Annotated in this window: 20 protein-coding genes; 13 read left to right on the top strand and 7 right to left on the bottom strand. The window is 72.3% G+C overall.

The features are described 5' to 3' along the window. Positions 1-12: 12 nt before the first annotated feature. The 3 genes from ACQPYA_RS00930 to ACQPYA_RS00920 all read right to left on the bottom strand — a co-directional run bounded on the left by ACQPYA_RS00930 (position 13) and on the right by ACQPYA_RS00920 (position 4,884). Positions 13-1,233 (bottom strand): hypothetical protein, encoded by a 1,221-nt coding sequence (locus ACQPYA_RS00930; protein ID WP_433530742.1) that lies wholly within the window; start codon positions 1,231-1,233, stop codon positions 13-15. 74 nt (positions 1,234-1,307) lie between these two features. Next, positions 1,308-2,993 carry a GTPase gene (locus tag ACQPYA_RS00925; RefSeq protein WP_433530741.1) on the bottom strand — a complete coding sequence of 562 codons (1,686 nt, stop codon included), beginning with the start codon at positions 2,991-2,993 and terminating at the stop codon, positions 1,308-1,310. A 46-nt stretch (positions 2,994-3,039) separates the two neighbouring features. After that, on the bottom strand, positions 3,040-4,884 hold the full coding sequence (locus tag ACQPYA_RS00920; protein WP_433530740.1) for an ABC transporter: 1,845 nt from the start codon (positions 4,882-4,884) through the stop codon (positions 3,040-3,042). A 221-nt stretch (positions 4,885-5,105) separates the two neighbouring features. Between ACQPYA_RS00920 and dnaK the strand changes: the two genes are divergently transcribed. The 5 genes from dnaK to ACQPYA_RS00895 all read left to right on the top strand — a co-directional run bounded on the left by dnaK (position 5,106) and on the right by ACQPYA_RS00895 (position 9,889). Beyond that, entirely contained in the window at positions 5,106-6,998 is a 1,893-nt protein-coding gene (dnaK, locus tag ACQPYA_RS00915; protein ID WP_433530739.1) for a molecular chaperone DnaK, read from the top strand. Positions 6,999-7,044: 46 nt separating this feature from the next. After that, complete coding sequence (grpE, locus tag ACQPYA_RS00910) at positions 7,045-7,821, top strand: nucleotide exchange factor GrpE (RefSeq protein WP_433530738.1); 777 nt, start codon at positions 7,045-7,047, stop codon at positions 7,819-7,821. A gap of 85 nt (positions 7,822-7,906) precedes the next feature. Beyond that, positions 7,907-9,085 carry a molecular chaperone DnaJ gene (dnaJ, locus tag ACQPYA_RS00905; protein WP_433530737.1) on the top strand — a complete coding sequence of 393 codons (1,179 nt, stop codon included), beginning with the start codon at positions 7,907-7,909 and terminating at the stop codon, positions 9,083-9,085. A 28-nt stretch (positions 9,086-9,113) separates the two neighbouring features. Continuing rightward, entirely contained in the window at positions 9,114-9,542 is a 429-nt protein-coding gene (locus tag ACQPYA_RS00900) for a heat shock protein transcriptional repressor HspR (RefSeq protein ID WP_433530736.1), read from the top strand. Positions 9,543-9,670: 128 nt separating this feature from the next. Continuing rightward, on the top strand, positions 9,671-9,889 hold the full coding sequence (locus ACQPYA_RS00895) for a hypothetical protein (protein ID WP_433530735.1): 219 nt from the start codon (positions 9,671-9,673) through the stop codon (positions 9,887-9,889). A 118-nt stretch (positions 9,890-10,007) separates the two neighbouring features. On the opposite strand, the gene ACQPYA_RS00890 is transcribed toward ACQPYA_RS00895, so the two are convergent. The 3 genes from ACQPYA_RS00890 to ACQPYA_RS00880 form a co-directional block, all read right to left on the bottom strand. Next, positions 10,008-10,436, bottom strand: coding sequence for a hypothetical protein (locus ACQPYA_RS00890; RefSeq protein ID WP_433530734.1), 429 nt, complete (start codon positions 10,434-10,436; stop codon positions 10,008-10,010). Between the two features lie 169 nt (positions 10,437-10,605). Beyond that, the gene (locus ACQPYA_RS00885; protein WP_433530733.1) at positions 10,606-11,817 is read right to left on the bottom strand and encodes a cation:proton antiporter; all 1,212 of its coding nucleotides are present in this window, start codon (positions 11,815-11,817) and stop codon (positions 10,606-10,608) included. A gap of 7 nt (positions 11,818-11,824) precedes the next feature. Then, positions 11,825-12,325: a cation:proton antiporter regulatory subunit gene (locus ACQPYA_RS00880; protein ID WP_433530732.1), complete on the bottom strand. Its 501-nt coding sequence runs from the start codon at positions 12,323-12,325 to the stop codon at positions 11,825-11,827. A gap of 31 nt (positions 12,326-12,356) precedes the next feature. Between ACQPYA_RS00880 and ACQPYA_RS00875 the strand changes: the two genes are divergently transcribed. The 8 genes from ACQPYA_RS00875 to ACQPYA_RS00840 all read left to right on the top strand — a co-directional run bounded on the left by ACQPYA_RS00875 (position 12,357) and on the right by ACQPYA_RS00840 (position 20,412). Continuing rightward, positions 12,357-13,484, top strand: coding sequence for a hypothetical protein (locus ACQPYA_RS00875; RefSeq protein WP_433530731.1), 1,128 nt, complete (start codon positions 12,357-12,359; stop codon positions 13,482-13,484). Between the two features lie 127 nt (positions 13,485-13,611). Beyond that, on the top strand, positions 13,612-16,203 hold the full coding sequence (gene clpB, locus ACQPYA_RS00870) for an ATP-dependent chaperone ClpB (RefSeq protein WP_433530730.1): 2,592 nt from the start codon (positions 13,612-13,614) through the stop codon (positions 16,201-16,203). Positions 16,204-16,348: 145 nt separating this feature from the next. Beyond that, positions 16,349-16,723 carry a hypothetical protein gene (locus ACQPYA_RS00865; protein ID WP_433530729.1) on the top strand — a complete coding sequence of 125 codons (375 nt, stop codon included), beginning with the start codon at positions 16,349-16,351 and terminating at the stop codon, positions 16,721-16,723. 190 nt (positions 16,724-16,913) lie between these two features. Beyond that, complete coding sequence (locus ACQPYA_RS00860; protein WP_433530728.1) at positions 16,914-17,678, top strand: hypothetical protein; 765 nt, start codon at positions 16,914-16,916, stop codon at positions 17,676-17,678. A gap of 109 nt (positions 17,679-17,787) precedes the next feature. Then, positions 17,788-18,444 (top strand): hypothetical protein, encoded by a 657-nt coding sequence (locus tag ACQPYA_RS00855; RefSeq protein ID WP_433530727.1) that lies wholly within the window; start codon positions 17,788-17,790, stop codon positions 18,442-18,444. A gap of 23 nt (positions 18,445-18,467) precedes the next feature. Next, on the top strand, positions 18,468-19,277 hold the full coding sequence (locus ACQPYA_RS00850; RefSeq protein WP_433533719.1) for an SDR family NAD(P)-dependent oxidoreductase: 810 nt from the start codon (positions 18,468-18,470) through the stop codon (positions 19,275-19,277). 169 nt (positions 19,278-19,446) lie between these two features. Continuing rightward, entirely contained in the window at positions 19,447-19,977 is a 531-nt protein-coding gene (locus ACQPYA_RS00845) for an orotate phosphoribosyltransferase (protein WP_433530726.1), read from the top strand. A 57-nt stretch (positions 19,978-20,034) separates the two neighbouring features. After that, on the top strand, positions 20,035-20,412 hold the full coding sequence (locus ACQPYA_RS00840) for an ArsR/SmtB family transcription factor (RefSeq protein ID WP_007454255.1): 378 nt from the start codon (positions 20,035-20,037) through the stop codon (positions 20,410-20,412). A gap of 51 nt (positions 20,413-20,463) precedes the next feature. Here ACQPYA_RS00840 and ACQPYA_RS00835 read toward each other — a convergent pair whose 3' ends face one another. Further along, complete coding sequence (locus ACQPYA_RS00835) at positions 20,464-21,399, bottom strand: DUF368 domain-containing protein (RefSeq protein ID WP_433530725.1); 936 nt, start codon at positions 21,397-21,399, stop codon at positions 20,464-20,466. Positions 21,400-21,416 lie beyond the last annotated feature (17 nt).

Here is a 21,416-nt window from a genome sequence, read left to right as displayed (position 1 = left end):
GGGCCGGGCAGCTCAACCGTCGTCGGCGAGGCGGTGTCGGTTGGCGTCGATCCAGGCATCGAGGGCGGCCGGATCGTCCGGGTCGATGCCGTCGGCCATCAGCTGGGCGACGGCGGCGGTCGCCGGGCTGCGCCGCTCGCCGGTGGCGTAGAGCCGGACGAACTCCGGCACCATCTCCTCGATCGCGGTGTCGGTGCCGGCCGCCGCCGACGCGGGCAGCCCGCGCTTGCGGGCCGCGTACCCGGCCCAGGCGCGGAGCACCCGGGGCAGCATCGCGGCATCGTCCATGTCCAGCACGGCCCGGCGGTGCACCCAGTCCAGCAGGAACAACCCCGCCACCGTCGGGCTCCACCGAAGCGGCTCGGCGTCCGGGAAGGTGGCCACGTGGTCGAGCAGCAGACCCAGGCAGAAGTGCAGGGAGGCCAGCTCCGCGCCGTCGATGGTGTCCAGCCCGGCCCGGGCGGCCTCCGGTGCGGCCAGGAAGCGCCGGATCTGCTCGGCTCGCTCGGCCGCCGGCAGTGGATCGTCGGACAGCCGGGGCGGTGGCGTCGTCTCGGTGGGCATGACCGCCAGCCTGGCCCCGACCAGTGCGCGATCCGTGGCCAGCGAGCTCGTCCCGGGCAGTTGGCCCAGGCGGTCGGTGACCGCCAGGTGCCGACCGACCTCGCCACGCATCCGGGCCGGGTCCTCCTCCCGGAACCAGGTCAGCTCGTCGTCGGCGCACAGCTGCCGGACCTGCTCCAGGATCCGGTCGGCCGGCCCGCCGACGAAGACGTCCTTGGCGATGCCGATGTTGTGGTCGACCAGCGCCACCAGCGCGTGTTCCGGTCCGCCGGAGGCGTCGTCGTAGGCGAAGGTGGCCAGGTACGAGGTCTGGTCGCCGTACACGTCGCCGTACGCCCAGCTGCCGGTGAGGTGGACCTTGCCGAGCTGGCCGGACCAGGCGGGTGCGGCGGCCCCCGGGCGTACCCGGTCCGCGCCGGTCGCCTCCGGCACCAGGGCGGCGAAGACCGCGCGGACGGTGGTCGCCGCGGCGGTCCGCCGTCGGGAGGTGGCCGCGAGGAAGCCGGCCACGAATTCGCGTACCGCGGTGTCCCGGTCGGTCTCCGCGATCTCGTAGACGCTGCCCAGCAGGGCTGCGCCGAGCATCTCCGCGTCGAGCGCCGAGTCGAGCCTGGTCACGTCGCGTGCGGCGTGCAGCACCGCGTCGTAGGGGGTCAGTGGCGTGGCCATGGCACCGACCCTACGCCGCTCACCGCCCAGTCATGCGGTGAGCGAACCGACCGGCGCGCGTGGCGGCGGTGGCCTCACCGATGCCGGGCGATCTCCAGCACGGTCCGCGCGTCGGCGTGCGCGGCGACCACCGCGCGTACCGGGGCGAGCACGTACTCGTCGGAGACGGCAGCGACCGCGCTGGTCAGCCCCGCCAGGGCCCGCTGCCGGGCCCGCCTGGCCGCCCACCGCGCCACCGGTCGGGTCGACGCGGCCACCAGCAGCCCGGCCAGCACCCCACCGAGCAGCAGCAGGGTCGGCGCGGGCACCTCGCCGACCGCCGGAGGTCGAAGCTCCGGCAGCCCCAGGGCCCGCAGCGCGTAGCCGAGGATCAGCCAGCCGAGCCCGGCCACCGCGGCGAGGGTCACCAGCCACTGCACCCAGCCGACCAGCCGCCACCAGGTCCGGGGCCGGTTCAGGTCGAGGTCCGCGCCGGCGACCGCGCGGTCCAGGGCGTCCGGCAGGTCGCCGAGGCGCGAGCGGGCGGCCGTGGCCACCGCGTCGCGCCAGGCGCTCGGCAGCCCCGACGCGGACCTCTCGGTCACCGTGCGCAGCGCCAACGCCAGCGCGGACTTGTCGGCCGCGCTGGGCTCGGGTACGGAGGTCGCGGCGACCAGGCTCTCCGCCGGGTCCCGCTGATCGCCCTCTGGACCGCGCAGGTGCAGCCGGCGCAGCGGATCGGCCCGCAGCCGCCGCCAGAACCGCACCAACGGCCAGCCGGTCGCCGACGCGGCCCGGTGCTGGTACGCCTGCTCGACCGCCGCCACGACCGTCGGTACCCCCGCCACGGCCGCCAGCGCCTTGTCCAGCGCGGCGATCGCGGGATCGTCCGGAGCGAGCGCCGGCCGGGGCGCTCCGACCATCTCGTCCAGCCCGGCCACCACGGCGTCCACGTCGCCGGAGAGTCGACGCAGCGCGGCCTGCCGCTCGGCCACGGTGCGCTCCAGTGCCGTCCGCAGCCCGTCCGGCCCGACCGGGTCGACGATCGTGGTGGCCAGCAGCGGCACCCCGTCCAGCCCGTCCGCGTCGAGCAGCCGGCGCAGGTCGGCCAGCACCCGGGGCACCTCGGCCGGGGGCAGCCGGTCGGTCTGGTTGAGTACGACCACGGTGACGTCCCGATGCTGGTGGAACTCGCGGAGGTAGCTGCGGTGCATCACCCGGTCGGCGTACTTCTGCGGGTCGACCACCCAGACCACGAGGTCGACCAGGCCGAGCAGCCGGTCCACCTCCAGCCGGTGCGAGTGCTGCACGGAGTCGAGATCCGGTAGGTCGATCAGGATCAGCCCGTGCAGGGTGGACTCGTCGTCGCCGTCCAGCACGCTCTCCCGGACGAACCGGTGCCGGGGCAGCACGCCGAGCCAGTCGAGCAGCCGGGTGCCCCCGTCGAGCGGACCCCAGACGCAGGCGTGGGCCATGCCGGTGGTGGGCCGGCGCACCCCGACGGGCGACAGGTCCATCCGGGCCATCGCGTTGAACAGGCTCGACTTGCCGCTGCCGGTGGTGCCGGCGAGCGCCACGACGGTGTGGTCGCGGGACAACGAGAGCCGGGTGCCGGCCCGTTCGATCAGGGTGCGCGCCGGGCCCAGCGGGGTGTCCGGCAGGTGGCCGTCGACGATGCCGAGGAAGCGGTACACCGCCTCCAGCCGGGCGTCCAACTGGTCGGCGTCCACCCGTCCGTCGGCCCGGAACGCCTCCCGGAGCCGTTCGCCGATGCCGGTCACGCCGCCGCCTCGCTGCTGAGCCGCAGGGTTCGCTCGCTCCGCTCACTCACGTGTGCCGCCCCTCGTCGGCCGCGACGCTGAGCGCGTCAGCGGCAACGGCGAATCCGCTGTGCAGCCGGGCCGCCTCCACCCGTTCGGCCGCCTGGCGCAGCGCCGCCGAGGTCCGGGCCGCCGGCCGCGCCTGGCCGGTCCGGGCGAGGTAACGGCCGGCCTCGGCGTCGAGCAGCGCCCGCACCCGTTCCAGCAGGTCTTCCCGGGCCTTGTCGGCCAGCGTACGCACGGCCTGGTCGCCGAAGATGGCCTGGAGCACCGCCTGCCCGGCGACGGTGGTGCCGGCCCCGGTGGCGACCTCCAGCCCGGTCGGGATGAAGGCGGTGGAGGCGAAAACCGCGATCATCACGGCCAGCCCGGTGGCGTTCACCGCGTAGGCCGCCGTGCGGGCCACGAAGCGCCGGTCCGCGCCCTCGGCGCGGACCAGTTCCAGCACGCCGCGCTGCCAGTCCCGGACCAGCCGCTCGGCGCGTTCAGGCAGGTCGGGCGAGTGCTGGGCGAGACCCGGTTCGAGCAGTGCGGCTCCGGCGGGATGGGCCTTCCAGCCGGTGTACGCGTGGTCGGCCGCCTCCGCGGCGACGCCCCGCAGCAGGGTCACCAGTTGGGACTCGATCGCGTCGGTCAGTTCGACGGCCGGCGCCGGGCGCCGGCTGAAGGTGGCCACCACCCGGTCGCGCAGCCGGCCGATCCGCGCCTCCAGGGTGCGGAAGAACTCGCTGGTGCCGATGAACTCCTGCCAGCGGGCGAGCACCTCGCCACGGAGCAGCCGGCCGTCGCGCAGCCCCTGGCGGACGGTGTGGTTCGCGGCCCGGTACGCGGCGAGTACCCGCTCGTCCAGCGTGTCGGCCGCGGCGACCTGCTCGTCGGTGGCCTCGGCCAGGCTCTCCATCGCCGGTTCCAGGGTGGCCAGCACACCGCCCAGGGTCTGCCGGACCACCGCCGCGCGGGCGTCGGCGTCGGCGGCGAGCCGGGCGAACCAGTCCGCCAGGGGCGCGGTGACCCGTCCGGGCAGCAGACCCTGCCCGTCGACCCAGGTCTCCGGCAGCACGAACAGCGGTGCCGAGCCGAGACCCTGCTCGGCGAGCATCTCGGCGAGGTGGGCGGTGACCTCGTCGGTGGCCTCGGCCGGCACCCGGTCGAGCACCAGGGCGATTACCGCGCCCCGGGCCCGTGCGCCGTGCAGCAGCTCCCAGGGGACGGCGTCGGCGTACCGCGCCGCGGTGGTGACGAAGAGCCAGAGGTCGGCTGCGGCGAGCAACTGGCTGGCCAGCGCCCGATTGGCGTCGACCACCGAGTCGATGTCGGGGGCGTCCAGGAAGGCCAGCCCCGGGGCGAGCGCCGGGGCGGTCACCAGGTGCAGGGTGCGCGGATCCGTGCTGGGCTGGTTGGTGCGGGTCAACCCGGGCAGCAACTCGCCCCGGCGGAACCAGGGCGAGTCGGCCGGATTGCAGACCAGGACCGGGGATCGGGTGGTCGGCCGCAGCACCCCGGCGGCGCTGACCCGGGCCTGCACCAGGCTGTTGACCAGGGTCGACTTGCCCGCGCCGGTGGACCCGCCGACCACCACGAGCAGCGGCGCGTCGAGCCGGGCGAGCCGGGGCAACAGGTAGTCGTCGAGCTGGTCGGCGAGGGCGGTGCGGATCCGCCCGGCCGGCTCCGCCGAGGGCAGGGCCAGCGGGAATCGGACCGCCATGATCGCGGCCCGCAGGCCGGTCAGGGCGTCGGGCAGGGTGTCGTCCCCGGTGGCCGCGGGCCGGTCCTCCCCACCGTCGGTGAAGCCGGTGCGGGCTGCGACGGCGGGCGCGCCGGAGAGTGAGGCGGAATCGCCGTTCGTCGTCACCGCTAAAGCGTGCCCGACCGACACAAGGTAAGACAACCAGTCGGTACGGTGCACTGAGTTGCGCCTATCCGACTCAACCTCGACTTGACGATTTCCGGGCGCGTGGCACTATTGAGTCAAGTTCACTCAACTTGAGGTGGGGTCGCTGCGGGCGGCGCCCGCCGGCCAGGATGGCGGGAGGGCCCGTCACCTGCTCAACGTTACGAAGCGAGGAAGCGAAGATGGCACGTGCGGTCGGTATCGACCTCGGCACGACGAACTCCTGCGTCAGCGTCCTGGAGGGCGGTGAGCCCACGGTCATCGCCAACGCCGAGGGCTCGCGGACGACCCCGTCGATCGTCGCGTTCGCCCGCAACGGCGAGGTGCTCGTCGGCGAGGTGGCCAAGCGCCAGGCGGTGACGAACCCGGACCGGACGATCCGTTCGGTCAAGCGGGAGATCGGCACCAGCTGGTCCGTCGACATCGACGGCAAGAAGTACACCCCGCAGGAGATCTCGGCCCGTACGCTGATGAAGCTCAAGCGGGACGCCGAGGCGTACCTGGGCGAGCAGATCACCGACGCGGTGATCACCGTCCCGGCCTACTTCAACGACGGCCAGCGTCAGGCCACCAAGGAGGCCGGTGAGATCGCCGGCTTCAACGTGCTGCGGATCGTCAACGAGCCGACCGCGGCGGCCCTGGCCTACGGGCTGGACAAGGGCTCCAAGGAGCAGACCGTCCTGGTCTTCGACCTCGGTGGCGGCACCTTCGACGTGTCGCTGCTGGAGCTGGCCGAGGGCGTCATCGAGGTCAAGTCGACCAGCGGTGACAACCTGCTCGGCGGTGACGACTGGGACCAGCGGATCATCGACCACCTGGTGAAGACCTTCCGTGGCGAGCACGGCATCGACCTGTCGCAGGACAAGATGGCGATGCAGCGGCTCAAGGAGGCCGCCGAGAAGGCCAAGATCGAGCTGTCCGCCGCCACCACCAGCAACATCAACCTGCCGTACATCACCGCCGGCTCCGCCGGCCCGCTGCACCTGGACGTGACGCTCAGCCGGGCCGAGTTCCAGCGGATGACGCAGGACCTGCTGGACCGCTGCAAGGGCCCGTTCGAGCAGGCGGTCAAGGACGCCGGGATCAAGGTCGCCGACGTCGAGCACGTGATCCTGGTCGGTGGCTCGACCCGGATGCCGGCCGTCACCGAACTGGTCAAGCAGCTCACCGGCCGGGAGCCCAACAAGGGTGTCAACCCGGACGAGGTCGTCGCCGTCGGCGCCGCCCTCCAGGCCGGCGTGCTCAAGGGCGAGGTCAAGGACGTCCTGCTGCTCGACGTGACTCCGCTGAGCCTGGGCATCGAGACCAAGGGTGGCATCTTCACCAAGCTGATCGAGCGCAACACCACCATCCCGACCAAGCGCTCCGAGGTGTTCACCACCGCCGACGACAACCAGCCGTCGGTGCTGATCCAGGTCTTCCAGGGCGAGCGCGAGATCGCCGCGTACAACAAGAAGCTCGGCACCTTCGAGCTGACCGGCCTCCCGCCGGCCCCGCGCGGCGTGCCGCAGATCGAGGTCACCTTCGACATCGACGCCAACGGCATCGTCAACGTGCACGCCAAGGACCTGGGCACCGGCAAGGAGCAGAAGATGACCATCACCGGCGGCTCCTCGCTGCCGAAGGATGACATCGAGCGGATGCGCCGGGACGCCGAGGAGCACGCGGAGGAGGACAAGCGCCGCCGCGACGAGGCCGAGAGCCGCAACGTGGCCGAGGCGCTCCAGTGGCAGACCGAGAAGTTCCTCGCCGAGAACGGCGACAAGCTGCCCGCCGAGAACCGCGAGAAGCTCAACGAGGCCCTCGGCGAGCTGCGTGGCGCCCTCGGTGGCAGCGACATCGATAAGATCAAGTCGGCGCACGAGCGGCTGGCGCAGGTCTCGCAGGAGGCGGGCTCGCTGCTCTACGCCCAGCAGGCCGAGCAGGCCCAGCCGGGCGGTGCGGCCGGTGCCAGCGCCGGCGGCGCGGCTGGTGCCGCCGGCGCCGACGCGACCGGCGGCGCGCAGGCCGGCGGCGCGCGGCCCGGCGCGGACGACGTGGTCGACGCGGAGATCGTGGACGAGGACAAGAAGTGACTGTCCTCGCGGCCCGAGCTCACCGGCAGAGGGATGAGGTAGCCGTATGACCGAGAAGCCCCGAGCCGCCGGCGCGGGTCGGCGCGGGTCGGCGTCGGGTGGCTCGGCCGCCGAGCCGTCCGCCGACGCGCCGCGGGTCGTCATCCGCAACAACCGCAAGATCAGCCAGACCCAAGAGCCGGACGGTGCGGCTGCCGACGCCGGTTCGGACGCCCCAGCCGAGGGCCTGGTCGAGGACGCCGAGGTGGTGGTCGACGCGATGGAGGTCGAGACCACCGCGCTGAGCGAGCCGTCCACGGACGGCCCGCCGGTGGTGGACTCGCCCGCCCAGCCGGTCGGGAAGCACGCGGCGGCCGAGCCGGACGAGGCGGCGGCCTCTGACGGGCTCGGTGCCGAGCTGGCGGCGCTCCGCGCCGACCTGGAGGAGCGCACCCGGGACCTCCAGCGGGTCTCGGCCGAGTACGCCAACTACCGCAAGCGGGTCGAGCGTGACCGTGGCCTGGTCACCGAGCAGGCGACCGGTGCGGTGCTCGCCGCGCTGCTGCCGATCCTTGACGACCTGGACCGGGCCCGGGAACACGGCGACCTGGTCGGCCCGTTCGGCTCGGTGGCCGAGCAGCTGACCACCGCGCTGGGCAAGTTCGGGTTGACCGCGTTCGGTGAGCAGGGCGACCCGTTCGACCCGACCCTGCACGAGGCGGTGGCCCACCAGACCTCGGCCGACGTCACCGAGCCAAGCTGCGTACAGGTGATGCGTCGGGGCTACCAGATTGGTGATCGGCTGCTGCGACCCGCGATGGTCGCGGTCGCCGACCCGGAATAGTGCGCGACGGTGACCGGGCCGTCCCGCCCGCCGAGACCTGGCGGGCGGGACGGCCCGGGCCCGCAGGTGGGGAGGAGGTGCACGGGTGAGTTCCAAGGACTGGATCGAGAAGGACTACTACCGGGTCCTGGGCGTGACGAAGACCGCTTCCGCTGACGAGATCAAGAAGGCGTACCGAAAGCTGGCCCGTGAGTCGCACCCGGACCACAACCCCGGCGACACGCAGGCCGAGGAGCGTTTCAAGGCGGTCTCCGAGGCGTACGCGGTGCTCGGCGACGACACCAAGCGCCGCGAGTACGACGAGATGCGTTCGCTGTTCGGCTCGGGCGCGTTCCGGCGTGGCGCGCGTCAACCGGGCCAGCCGGGCGGCGGCATGCCGTTCGACGTCTCCGACCTGTTCGGCGGCGCGTCGCCGGGCGGTAACCGGTTCGCCGGTGGCGGCATCTCCGACCTGTTCAGCTCGATCTTCTCGGGCGGCGCGGGTGGCGGCGGCGCGCCCGGCCCGGCGCGGGGCCGCGATGTCGAGACCGAGGTGGTGCTCGACTTCCACGACGCCGTCCGGGGAGTGACCCTGCCGCTCACGTTGCGGGCCCCCGGCGTCTGCGACACCTGCCACGGCAACGGCGCCAAGCCGGGCACCCAGCCGCGGACCTGCCCGGTCTGCCACGGTGCCGGGGTGACCACCCGCAACCAGGGTGCGTTCAGCTTCTCCGAGCCGTGCCGCAACTGCCAGGGTGTCGGCACGGTGGTGGACGAGAAGTGCCCGGAGTGCCAGGGCACCGGCGGGGTGACCAAGACCCGTACGCTCAACGTCCGCTTTCCCGCCGGGGTCGCCGACGGCCAGCGGATCCGACTGGCCGGCCGGGGCGAGCCGGGCGAGCGCGGCGGCCCGGCGGGCGACCTGTTCGTACACGTGAAGGTCCGGCCGGACGAACTCTTCGGACGCGCCGGTGACGACCTCACGCTGACCGTTCCGATCACGTTCGCGGAGGCGGTCCTCGGCATCGACCTGCGGGTGCCGACCCTCGACGGAGCGGTGACCCTGCGAGTGCCACCGGGCACGCCGAGCGGGCGGATCCTGCGGGCCCGGGGCAAGGGGGTGAGCCGCCGCGACGGTCAGGTCGGCGACCTGCTGGTCACGCTCGACGTGGTGGTGCCAGCGGGGGTCTCCGACGCGGCTCGGGCCGCCCTGGAGACGTTCGCCGCGCAGACCCCGCCGGCGGCACGGGAACATCTCGACGCGCGGGTGCGTCGGTTCGGTTGATCGGTGAAGTGCTGCGGAGGTGAGCAGGATGAACGGGTTCGTCGGCTCGGATGACCCTGCCTACGAGGCCAAAGTGCTGATGATCTCGGTTGCGGCGCGGATGGCGGGGATGCACCCGCAGACGCTGCGCCAGTACGACCGGCTCGGCCTCGTGCAGGCGGGCCGGGCGGCCGGCGGCGGGCGCCGGTACAGCGTCCGGGACGTGGTGCTGCTGCGCGAGGTGCAGCGGCTCAGCCAGGACGACGGGGTCAACCTCGCCGGGATCAAACGGATCATCGGGCTGGAACAGCTGCTGGAGCAGGCCCAGCAGCGGGTCGCCCAGTTGGAGGCCGAGCTGGAGGCCGCGTACCGCCGGATGGCCGAGCTGGAGTCGCTGGCCCGCTTCCCCGGCCGCGACCTGGTCCCGACCAGCCAGACCTCCACCGCACTGGTGGTGTGGCGTCCCCGTCGCAGCTGACCGCCGGTGGCGCTCTGCCCGTCTCTGCCGTACTTCGGCAAACCCGAGCGGGAGTCGGGCTGGCTCCGTTAACCTCGTTAATCAGGTCCAACCATCTCAATCCGGACTCCGATCTGGCGGGGGGAGCCATGACGGAAGCGGCGAAGAAGGTGGCCGAATCGGCGGAGCATCGGCTCGACCGCTTGGCCGAGGACGTCCGCATGCGGTTCGACCGGATCGTCAAGGGACGCTTCTCCGACCAGGTCAAGAGCGGCCGGTTCAGCGGTCAGGGGACTCAGGGTGGCCACGGCGCCGGCCAGGCACGTTCCGCACGGCACCGCCGGGAGCGGGGCGGATCGGCACACTGACGACCCGTCGACGTGCGGGCCGGGAGCCACGGGGGGTCCCGGCCCGTTCGCCGTCGTGGCCGCGCGGGGGGCCGGGCCCGTTCGCCGTCGTGGGACGTGCGGGCCGTCCCGAAGAGCCTCAGAGCCGCCGGCCCTCCCGGACCAGCCCGCCCTCGCACCACTCGCGGTAGACGAACAGGTTCGGCCGGGTCAGCAGCATCCGGCTGTTGTGGGCCCAGACGCGCATCATCTCGTCGCCGTTCCGCTCGGCCTGGTCGACCAGCTTGCGGAAGCGCCGCTTCGGATGGGCCCGGAAGTTCGTCCGGATCCCGTCCGCGGCGTAGATGTAGAGGCAGTGCAGGGCGAACCGGCGGGCCGGGCAGTGCGCGTCCATGGCCAGATCGAACAGTGTCATCACCAGCCGGTCGCCGGAGACGAGCAGGTCCCAGTCCGGCGGCATGGAGGTCAACGGGACCGAATCCGGGTGGTACGCCCACGCTCGCAACTCCGCCGGGCTTGGGTCGACGGGGTTGGCAAAGCCGTGGAACGTTGACTCCTGCACGCTCACCGGCCAACCTTCCGTTCGCGCCCGCAGGGGCGTCGGCCCGCCGCGAACCCTGGCTGCTGGGGCGACACGTTAACGCGGTACCGGTGAGTATGGGTAGCCCCTACAGGAAGCAATTCCGCAACTGTTGGCAGAGCCGGGGCGTCCGGACGGTCGACCCGGCCGTCTACCGTCACGCCCGGTCCGCGGTCGGGGTGGTCCGGGTCCGCTGCGCCGCCGCCCGCGCCCGCAGCCACCGCTTGAACCAGGCGAAATCCGGCAGCCGGGCCAGTATCGGACCGGTGACGACCGTGATCAGCACGTACGTCGCGGCGAGCGCCGCCAGTTTCGGCTCGACGCTGCCGGCGCTCACCGCGAGCCCGGCAATGACGATGGAGAATTCGCCCCGGGGCACCAGCGCCAACCCCGCCCGCCATCGGCCCGGCTCGGCGATGCCGACCCGTCGCGCCGCCAGGTAGCCGGTCAGCGTCTTGGTGGTCATGGTGATCAGCGCCAGCAGCAGCGCGGGCAGCAGCACCGGCGGGATGTGGCGGGGGTCGGTGGCCAGCCCGAAGAAGACGAAGAAGACGGCGGCGAAGAGGTCGCGCAGCGGGGTCAGCAACTCGGCGGCGTGGTGCGCCACCGGACCGGAGAGCGCGATGCCGACCAGGAACGCGCCGACCGCCGCCGACACCTGGAGCTGCGCCGCGACCCCGGCCACCAGCAGGGTCAGGCCGAGCACCCCGAGCAGCAGCGCCTCGGCGTTGTCGGCGGACATCGCCTTGGAGATCAGATTTCCGTACCGGAGCGCGACCACCAGCACCGTGACCACCGTCAGCACGGCGATCCCGAGAGCGATGCCGCCCTGGACCAAACCGACGCCGGCCAGCAGCGCGGTGGCCAGCGGCAGGTAGAACGCCATCGCCAGGTCCTCGACCACGAGCACCGAGAGGATCACCGGGGTCTCCCGGTTACCGAGCCGGCCCAGGTCGGCCAGGATCTTGGCGATCACGCCGGAGGACGAGATCCAGGTGATCCCGCCGAGCACCACCGCGGCCACCCAGCCCCAGCCGAGCAGCAGGGCGAACGCCGCGCCCGGCAGCGCGTTGAGCACCGCGTCGATCAGCCCGGCCGGCGCGGCCGACCGCAGGTTGCCGACCAGCTCGTCGGCCGAGTATTCGAGACCGAGCATCACCAGCAGCAGGATCACGCCGATCTCGGCGCCGATGGCGAAGAACTCCTCACTGGCGCTCAGCTCCAGGATGCCGCCGTGGCCGAAGGCCAGCCCCGCGAGCAGGTACAACGGGATCGGGGAGAGCCCGACCCGCCGGCCGAGCCGGCCGAGCAACCCGAGCAGGAAAAGCAGCGCGCCGACCTCGATGAGCAGGCTGGTGAAGTCGTGCATCCGGGGCTCAGCCGGTGAGGTCGTTGTCGGCGAAGATCGCGCCCACTCCGTCCAGGCCCTGCCGGTTGCCGACGACGACCACCACGTCGCCCGCCTCGAAGCGGAAGGTCGGCACCGGCGAGACGATCACCTCGCCGCGGCGCAGGACGGCCACGATCGAGGCACCGGTACGGGAGCGGACCTTCGCGTCGCCCAGTGGCCGATTGACGTAGACGGAGGAGGCCGGGATCGCTATCTGCTCGGTGAGCAGCCCGGCGGCCTGCTCGCGCACCCCGGAGAGCTGCCCGAGGATCAGTGACGCGCCCAGGATGTCGGCGAGCGCCTCGGCCTCGTCGTCGGTGAGCGGAATGTCCGCTGCGCAGCCGTCCGGGTCGTCGGGGTCGTACAGGACCAGGTCGCGGCGACCGTTGCGGTGGGAGACCACGCCGAGCCGGCGGCCGGACTCCGTCACCATGTCGTGACGCACGCCGATCCCCGGTAGGGCAGTCTGTTCGACACGTACTCGCACGGGCTCAGGCTACTCTCGCGACGGAGGCGGAATGTTTGTGCTCCGAACCCGCCCTCTGGTCCTGTCTGCGCTGGTAGCAGTCCTGGCCGGCTGCTCCATCGGGGACGTTCGCCGGCCCCCGCCCGCGCCGACGCCGCCGAGCCCCTCCCCGACCGGAACAAGGCCGTTCCCGGAGTCCGTCGGGGAGATCCGCCACACCCGGCTCGCTGTCCCCGAGCGGTACGACCAGCCGCACGTCGAGTTCGTCGACGCCGATCAGGGATACGCCCTCTTCGCTGCCTGCGACGGCCAGCCACCCGGCCCCGACTGCCAGGCCCTGCTGTTCGCGACTCCGGACGGCGGCCGGTCCTGGCGGCGGCTGCGCCACCCGAAGCCGGTCGCCGACAACCATCAGCTCTACACCGTTCCCGGAATACTGGCCCTGAGGGCCGAGCCGTACGGCTGGTGGACGTCCACCGACGGCGGCCACAATTTCCAGCACAGCCCGGGCGAGACCCCGCCCCCGCAGTGGCAGGCGGCCCAGGGGCGGATCCAGCTCATCGGAGACTCGGGAAGGGTCGGCCTGTGGGATGGCAGCGCCCTGCGGCCGGTGCCCGCCCAGCCACCGATGCCCGCGCTGAACACGGTCGCGCAGACCGACGGCAAGACGGTGTCCGGAGACGGCACCGAGTACCGCGGGCTGGTGGTGGCGGCGGGAGCGAGTGAGGACGGCCGACTCCACGCCGCGATCTCCTGGGACGAAGGGCGGAGCTGGCAGCGGACCCCGGTTCCCGCGCCCGAGGGCGAGGTGGGCCGGCTCCGGCTGGCGGCAGTAGCCGGCGATCTCTGGCTGATCGGCGAGCGACCCGACCGTACGGGCTTCCCGGCGCTGTGGCGCTTCACGGCCCGGAAGTGGCATCTGGAGTCGACCCAGGGGCACCCGGAGTCGGGGCAGGTGGTCCCGCTCGGCGGCGGGATTGCGGCGGTGGTCGGCCCCCGGGGCGCGGGCGCGATCACCGAGGGTCGGTACGTCGACCTGCCCTGGCCGCTCACCGTCGGGCACCACCTGCGGCTGCTGCCCGACGGCACCCTCGTCGCGGTCACCCCGGACGCCGTCCTGCTCGGCACCGGCATCTTCGCCGACCGCACCTGGACAGCGGTAACCCTCGGCACGGACTGACCCCGCGACCGTAATCCAGCTCTCAGGGCGGGATTGGAGTGGTGTAGATCACAGCCTGCGAGTTGAGTGGAATAGGCTCAACTCTGGTTCTGTCGGTATCAGTGGACACACCGATCCAGGGGAGCCCATGAACACCGAACGCTTCACCACCAAGAGCCGCGAGACCATCACCGGTGCCGTCGCCCTGGCGAACCAGCGCGGGCACGCCACCGTGGAGCCGTGGCACCTGCTGCTGTCGCTGTTGGACACCGAGGGCTCGACCGCGGCCGGCCTGCTGCGCGCAGTCGGGGCCGACCCCGCCGAGCTGCGCCGGGCCGCCCAGCGGGCTGTCGACGCGCTGCCCGCGGCCCGTGGTTCCAGCATCGCGGAGCCGACCCTGGCCCGCGAGTTCGTCAACGCCATCGGGGCCGCCGAGCAGATCGCCCGGCCGCTCGGGGACGAGTACACCTCCACCGAACACCTGCTGGCCGGGCTGGCCCGGGTCGGCGGCGCTGTCTCCGGGGCGCTGAAGGCCGCCGGAGCCACCGAGGAGAACCTGGTCGCCGCGTTCCCGACCGTTCGGGGCGGGGACCGCCGGGTCACCACCGCCGACCCGGAGCAGACCTACCAGGCGCTGGCCAAGTACGGCGTCGACCTCACCGCGAGCGCCCGGGAGGGCAAGATCGACCCGGTGATCGGCCGGGACTCCGAGATCCGCCGGGTGATCCAGGTGCTGTCCCGGCGTACCAAGAACAACCCGGTGCTGATCGGCGAGCCGGGCGTCGGCAAGACCGCCATCGTCGAGGGCCTGGCCCAGCGGATCGTCGCCGGTGACGTGCCCGAGTCGCTGCGCGACAAGAAGCTGGTCTCGCTCGACCTCGGCGCGATGGTCGCCGGTGCGTCGTACCGGGGTCAGTTCGAGGAGCGGCTCAAGTCCGTCCTGGAGGAGATCAAGAACTCGGACGGGCAGGTCATCACCTTCCTCGACGAGCTGCACACCGTGGTCGGCGCGGGCAAGGGCGAGGGCTCGATGGACGCCGGCAACATGCTCAAGCCGATGCTGGCCCGTGGTGAGCTGCGCATGGTCGGGGCGACCACGCTGGACGAGTACCGCGAGCACATCGAGAAGGACCCGGCCCTGGAGCGGCGCTTCCAGCCGGTGCTGGTCGGCGAGCCCACCGTCGAGGACACCATCGGCATCCTCCGCGGCCTCAAGGAACGCTACGAGGTGCACCACGGCGTACGCATCACCGACGCCGCCCTGGTCGCCGCCGCCGCCCTCTCCGACCGCTACATCACCGACCGGTTCCTGCCGGACAAGGCGATCGACCTGGTCGACGAGTCCGCGTCCCGGCTCCGGATGGAGATCGACTCCCGGCCGGTCGAGGTGGACGAGATCGAGCGGGCGGTACGCCGGCTGGAGATCGAGGAGATGGCGCTGGCCAAGGAGCCGGACCCGGCCTCCGCCGAGCGTCTTGAACGGCTCCGCAAGGAGCTGGCCGACAAGCGCGAGCAGCTCACCGCGCTCTCCGAGCGCTGGCAGCTGGAGAAGAGCCACATCAGCAAGCTCTCCACCGCCAAGGAGGAGCTGGAGCGGCTCGGCGGCGAGGCCGAGCGGGCCGAGCGCGACGGTGAGCTGGAGCGCGCCGCCGAGCTGCGCTACGGCCGCATCCCCGCCCTCAAGGCCGACCTGGCGAGGGCCGAGGAGGAACTGGCCCGGCTCCATGCCGCCGGCGCGATGCTGAAGGAGGAGGTCGGCGCGGACGACATCGCCGCCGTCGTCGCCTCCTGGACCGGCATCCCCGCCGGCCGGTTGCTGGAGGGCGAGACCGCCAAGCTGCTCCGGATGGAGGAGTCGCTGGGCGAGCGCGTGGTCGGCCAGGCCGAGGCGGTCGGCGCGGTCTCCGACGCGGTACGCCGGGCGCGGGCCGGCGTCGCCGACCCGGACCGCCCGACCGGCAGTTTCCTCTTCCTCGGCCCGACCGGTGTCGGCAAGACCGAGCTGGCCAAGGCGCTCGCCGGGTTCCTCTTCGACGACGAGCGGGCCATGGTCCGCATCGACATGAGCGAGTACGGCGAGAAGCACTCCGTGGCCCGGCTGGTCGGTGCCCCGCCCGGCTATGTCGGGTACGAGGAGGGCGGCCAGCTCACCGAGGCGGTGCGCCGCCGGCCGTACTCGGTGATCCTGCTGGACGAGGTGGAGAAGGCCCACCCGGATGTCTTCGACGTCCTGCTCCAGGTGCTCGACGACGGCCGGCTCACCGATGGCCAGGGCCGTACGGTCGACTTCCGCAACGCGATTCTGATTCTCACCTCGAACCTCGGTTCCGCGGTGATCAGCGATCTGACGCTGGCCGAGGAGCAGCGCCGGGAGGGCGTCCTCGCGGTGGTCCGGGCCCACTTCAAGCCGGAGTTCCTCAACCGGCTCGACGACATCGTGGTCTTCGCCGCCCTCCAGGGCGATGACCTGCGGGCCATCGTGGACATCCAGCTGGCGCGGATGCGCCATCGTCTCGCCGACCGCCGGTTGTCGTTGGACATCACCGACGCCGCGCGGACCTGGCTCGCCGAGCACGGATACGACCCGATCTACGGTGCCCGTCCGCTGCGCCGGCTGGTCCAGTCCGCGATCGGCGACCAGCTCGCCAGGGCCCTGCTCGCCGGCCAGATCCGGGACGGCGACACGGTCCGGGTCGACCTCGCCGACGGCAAGGACGGCTTGGCGGTCACGGCCGCCTGACCACAGCCCGCCGCTGCTACCCAGCCCGCCGGTGCGGGAACCCGCGACGTGGGTTCCCGCACCGCACCCGGGCTCGGCCCGTCGGACCGGCGGCGACTTCTGCTCTGGTGGGCGGATCCACGCCCGCGGGGCGAGGATGGAAGGCATGTTCGGGAGCGAGAAGGACTCGGAGTTGACGGCGGCCGTCTCGGAACTCGCCGCCGCGGGCAGGGTCGCGTTCGGCGGCGTGGGGATCGTGGGGTCGCTGCTGCCGGAGACCGAGGCGTACCAGCGGGTCGCGGCGGTCGTGGCCGACCACCCCGAGAAGGTACGCGACCAGCTCGACCGGCTGCTCGCGACCGGCGCACCGGCGGGCCGGGTGTACGCCGCGACCCTGCTGGGGCAGCTCGACCCGGCGGCCGGTCGGGCGGCCTGGATCGCGCTGCGCGGGGATCCGGCGGAGCTGCACACCGCCACCGGCTGCGTTCTGGGGCAGACCACGGTCGGCGAGTACGCCGCGGAGCGGCTCGCCGGAGCGTGACCCATCCGCTGGTCGGCTCCGCCCGATCGGCGCGCCGCCACCGGTGACGCGGCCGGGTAACGCCGTGGCGTGCCGGGATGGCCCGTTGCCGATACGGTGAAGCGCGTTCCCGGGAAGGAGAAAGATGGTCGATCCTCAGAGCACCCCGGTCCGGTCGCGGCCGAGCGTGGTGACGATATCCACTTACCTGTTGTTGTTGTTCGCGATCTGCCAGCTGATCAGCGTGATCATCTCGCTGTCCACCATCGGCACCGTCCGTGACGTCATGGAGGACGCCTACCGGGGAACCGGGGCCAACGGGATGGAGGGCGCCGCCGACCTTGTGGTCGTCGTCAGCATCGGCACCGCAATCTTCCTGCTGGTGGCGGCCTTCGCGCTGTTCGGCCTGGGCCTGCTGAACCTGCGGGGCAAGAACGGCTCGCGGATCGCCACCTGGATTGTCGGCGGCATCCTCTTCTGCTGTAGCGGGTTCGGCCTGGTCGGCAACCTGGCCGGCAACCTCGGCACCCCGGACACCAGTGGCGACTTGCCGAGCGCCGACGAGGTCCAGCGTCGGTTGGAGGAGGCGCTGCCCTCCTGGACCACGCCGGTCACCACCCTGCTCAGCGCGATCAGCCTGATCTCGGTGCTGGTGGCGTTGATCCTGCTGGCGCTGCCGAAGGCCAACGAGTTCTTCCGCAAGCCGGCCCCGCAGTGGGAGCCGCCGATGCCCGGGGCCAGCTACCCGAGCCAGCCCGGCTATCCGCCGGCACCCGGATATCCGCCGGCACCCGGATATCCGCCAGTCCCCGGGTACCCGGCCGCCCCGCAGCAGCCGACCGGGGCTGGCTACCCGGGAGCACCCGGTCAACCGCCCGCGCTCGGCCAGCCCGATGGGCCGGGCGGGCAGCACCCACCGGCCGGCGGCCCGGAGCAGCCCGGCGAGCAGCCGCCGCCCGCTGATCGCCCCAGCTGACCGTCCCTGAGTCAGCGCGACCGGCAGGAGGGCTGGCGGTCGCTCTTGGAGACTGTGATGGGTCCCTCCGAGTAGGTTGCATCCCAAAGGCCTACCGGAGGGACTCGTCGTGTCGTACCCCGAACAGGCACCGGCCCGCCGGCCGGCCGTGGTCGTGCTGGCCGTGGCGGTGCTGGCGGTGATGACGCTCGGCGCGCTCGGGTACGCCGTGGCCGGCCTGACCACCGTCGGCGGCACCGTCAGCCGGTTCCGCGCGGCGGCCGCCGGCACCTCGGCCGACGCCGGCCAGGTCGACGCGGCGGTCAACCTGCTGCGCGGCTCGGTGCTGCTGGCGGCGGTGCTGAGCGTGCTCGCCGGGCTGCTCCTCGCCGGCCTGGCGCTCGGCCTGGCCGCCGGCCGGCGGGGTGCCCGGGTGGCCACCTGGGTGGTCGCCGGGCTGGGCATGTTCCTCGGCTGCTGCGGCGTGGTGACCTTGATCATCCAGCGCGCCACGCCCCTGGACTTCGGCGACGATCGAGCCGCCGCCGAACTGGTCGACCGGATCGCGGACGCCCAACCATCCTGGTGGATCCCGCTCACCGTGACCCTTTCGGTCGGTCAGGTGCTCGGTTACCTTGTGGTAGCCGTGCTGCTGGCGTTGCCTGCGGCCAGCGCCTGGTTCCGTCGCCGCCCGGCAGCCCCGCCCCCGCACCAGCCACCCGCACCGCCGTACCAGCCCTACCCGCCACCCGGGGCACCCCCGTCGCCCCCGTATCCGCCGAGGTGAGTACGCCCGTGAGGCCCGACGCCGTGACGCCCGAGCAGTCGACCAGCGAGCGCCGGGCATTGATCACGGGGGCGACCGCGGGCATCGGGGCGGCGTTCGCCGGGCGGCTCGCCTCCGACGGGTGGCAGCTGGTGCTGGTGGCCCGGGACGCGGACCGGCTCGCCGCGCAGTCCACCGAGCTGACCGGCCGGTACGGCGTGGTGGTCGAGACGATCGCCGCCGACCTGTCCACCGACGACGGTTGCGCGACGGTCGAGCGGCGGCTGGCCGACAACCCACCGGTCGAGCTGTTGGTCAACAACGCCGGGATCAGCCTGAACACGTCGTTTCTCCGGTCGTCACCCGAGGATGAGGCCCGACTGCTCCGGCTCAACGTGCACGCGGTGATGCGGCTGACCCTCGCCGCGCTGCGTGCGATGACGGAGCGAGGCAGCGGGGCAGTGATTAATGTCTCTTCGGTTGCGGGATTCGGGGCGGTCATGCCCGGTTCGACGTACTCGGCCAGCAAGGCATGGGTGACCAACTTCAGCGAGTCCATCGGCCGGTCCGCGCGTCCCTTCGGCGTACGGGTCATGGCGCTCTGCCCCGGCTACACCCGGACCGAGTTCCACCAGCGCGCCGGCATCGACATGTCGAAGACTCCCGAGTGGATGTGGCTCAGCGCCCCGACGGTGGTCGACGAGGCCCTGCGTGACCTCGGTAAAGGCAAGTTGGTCAGTGTCCCGTCGTGGAAGTACAAGCTGGCCGTGGCGGGTCTGCGGCACGCGCCGCGCCGGCTGCTCGACAAGGTCGGCCGGGACACCCGGGGGCGCACCGGCCGTGATCGCGGCTGACCGGTACACCCGGGTAGCGTGACCAGGCTCAGCCGGCTCGATATGACCCGATCCACCGAATTGATCGACGTAGCGTAGTCGGACATCGCCACCCATCTGTCCCCCGGAAGGGTTGCCGCAGGTGGCCCGCGCACGCGACCCACAGACTTCCGCAGTACCCTCTATCGCCATGGGGGACCACGACGACCTGCGTAAATTCATCTCCGACCTGGCTGTGGTCCACGGCCGGGTGGTGCTCTCCTCCGGGCGGGAGGCCGACTGGTATGTCGATCTGCGACGGGTGACGCTCCATCACCGGGCGGCACCGTTGGTCGGCCGGGTGATGCGGGAGTTGACCGCCGACTGGTCGTACGACGCGGTGGGCGGCCTGACGTTGGGCGCCGATCCGATCGCGTTGTCGATGTTGCACGCCCCCGGGCGTCCGTTGGACGCGTTCGTGGTCCGGAAGGCGGGCAAGGCACACGGGCTGCAACGCCGGATCGAGGGTCCCGACGTGGCCGGTCGTCGGGTGCTGGCGGTGGAGGACACCTCCACCACCGGCGGAAGTGTGCTGACCGCCGTCGAGGCCCTTCGCGAGGCCGGGGCCGAGGTCACGGGGGTGGCGGTTATCGTTGATCGTGGCGCCGGCGACGCGGTGCGAGCCGCCGGACTGCCCTATCGGGCGGCCTATACGTTGGCTGACCTCGGCCTTGTGGCGTAAAAGTCTGCCGATTCGGATCTGCTGATATGCAGGCGGATCGATGCTGCTGGTGGAAGGATGGAATACGTGGGAACTGCGTTGGCCGAAATGACTATGCCTCAGATCTCGCCGCTTGCTGGCGAGCCGATCGAACGCGCCGATGCCGAGCGGCTGGCCGGGGTCCTCAAGGCCCTTGCCGACCCCGCCCGGCTGCGGCTACTCAGCCTGATCCAGTCGGCGCCCGAGGGCGAAGCGTGCGTGTGCGACCTGACCGCGCCGCTTGGTCTCTCCCAGCCGACGGTCAGCCACCACTTGCGCATCCTCACCGAGGCCGGCTTGCTGGAGCGGGAGAAGCGCGGTGTGTGGGCCTACTACCGGCTGGTCCCGAGCGCGATCGCCACGATCGCCGACCTGCTGACCCCGCCGCGCAAGCGGGCCACCAAGAAGGCTCGCTGAACCGGAACCGCTTGGTGGCCGCCCCGACGGGCAGCCACCAAGCGGTGGGTGTCAACGGACCTGCGTCGTCTCGTACGACTCTTCGGTGAGTTTCCGTGCGGCCCGGTTCAGCCGGCGACGCTCGGCGATGACCATTGCCGTCACCACGGCCACACCGAGCAGGAACAGCATGGCGATGGCCGGTAGGTTGTCGCCGGGCGCCTGTAGGTCCCGGTCGTCGGACTGCCATGGCCAGAGCGAGCGAAGGCTGCCCAGAAGGGCGCCGGACATCACCGCGAGGGTCATCCGGCGGTGCTGCTCCAGCAGCCACTGGAGCAGCTTGACGAAGAGCGCCAGGCCGATGACCATGCCGGTGGCAAAGACCGCCAGGTAGCCGAAGTCCCGCTCGTTGAGCGCGGTGATCGTCGGCTCGTAGAGGCCGACGGTCAGCAGCAGGAACGACCCGGACACCCCGGGCATCACCAGGGCGCAGACCGCGACCGCCGCTGCCACCAGCACGACCAGCGGGTGTGGCGTGAGAGTGGCCTGCGGCAGACCGGTCAGCGCGAACGCCGCCACCGCGGCGACCACCAGGGCGACGACCTCGACTCGACGCCACGGCTGGCCGACCATCGAGACCGGCACCAGCACCGAGGCGAGCACCAGCCCGAGGAAGAGCCCACGGGTCTGCTCCGGGTAGCCGGTGAGCAGCGGCTCCAGCGTCTTCGCGGCGATCAGCAGGCCGGGCAGCATGCCGATCAGCAGCGGGATCACCACGTCCCAGTGCGCCTGCCGCAACTGGTGTCCGGCCCGCGTCCAGCCGCGTCCGCGCGGAACGTCGGAGGCCGCGTACCGCACGGCGTTCACCACATGACCCGCGGACGCGATGACCCGCTCGTACACGCCGGTTACCAGCGCGATGGTCCCACCGCTGATCCCCGGCACGGCCTCGGCCACACCGATGGCCGAGCCGCGCAGAACGTGCCCTATCCGTTCGCCCAATGCCATGAAGATTCCGCTCCGTA

Origin of the sequence: Micromonospora sp. CA-263727 (assembly GCF_050942455.1) — a bacterium.
Classification (GTDB): Bacteria; Actinomycetota; Actinomycetes; order Mycobacteriales; family Micromonosporaceae; genus Micromonospora.
The sequence above is the reverse complement of the archived record's forward strand: the minus strand, read 5'-3'. Positions and strand labels throughout refer to the sequence as shown.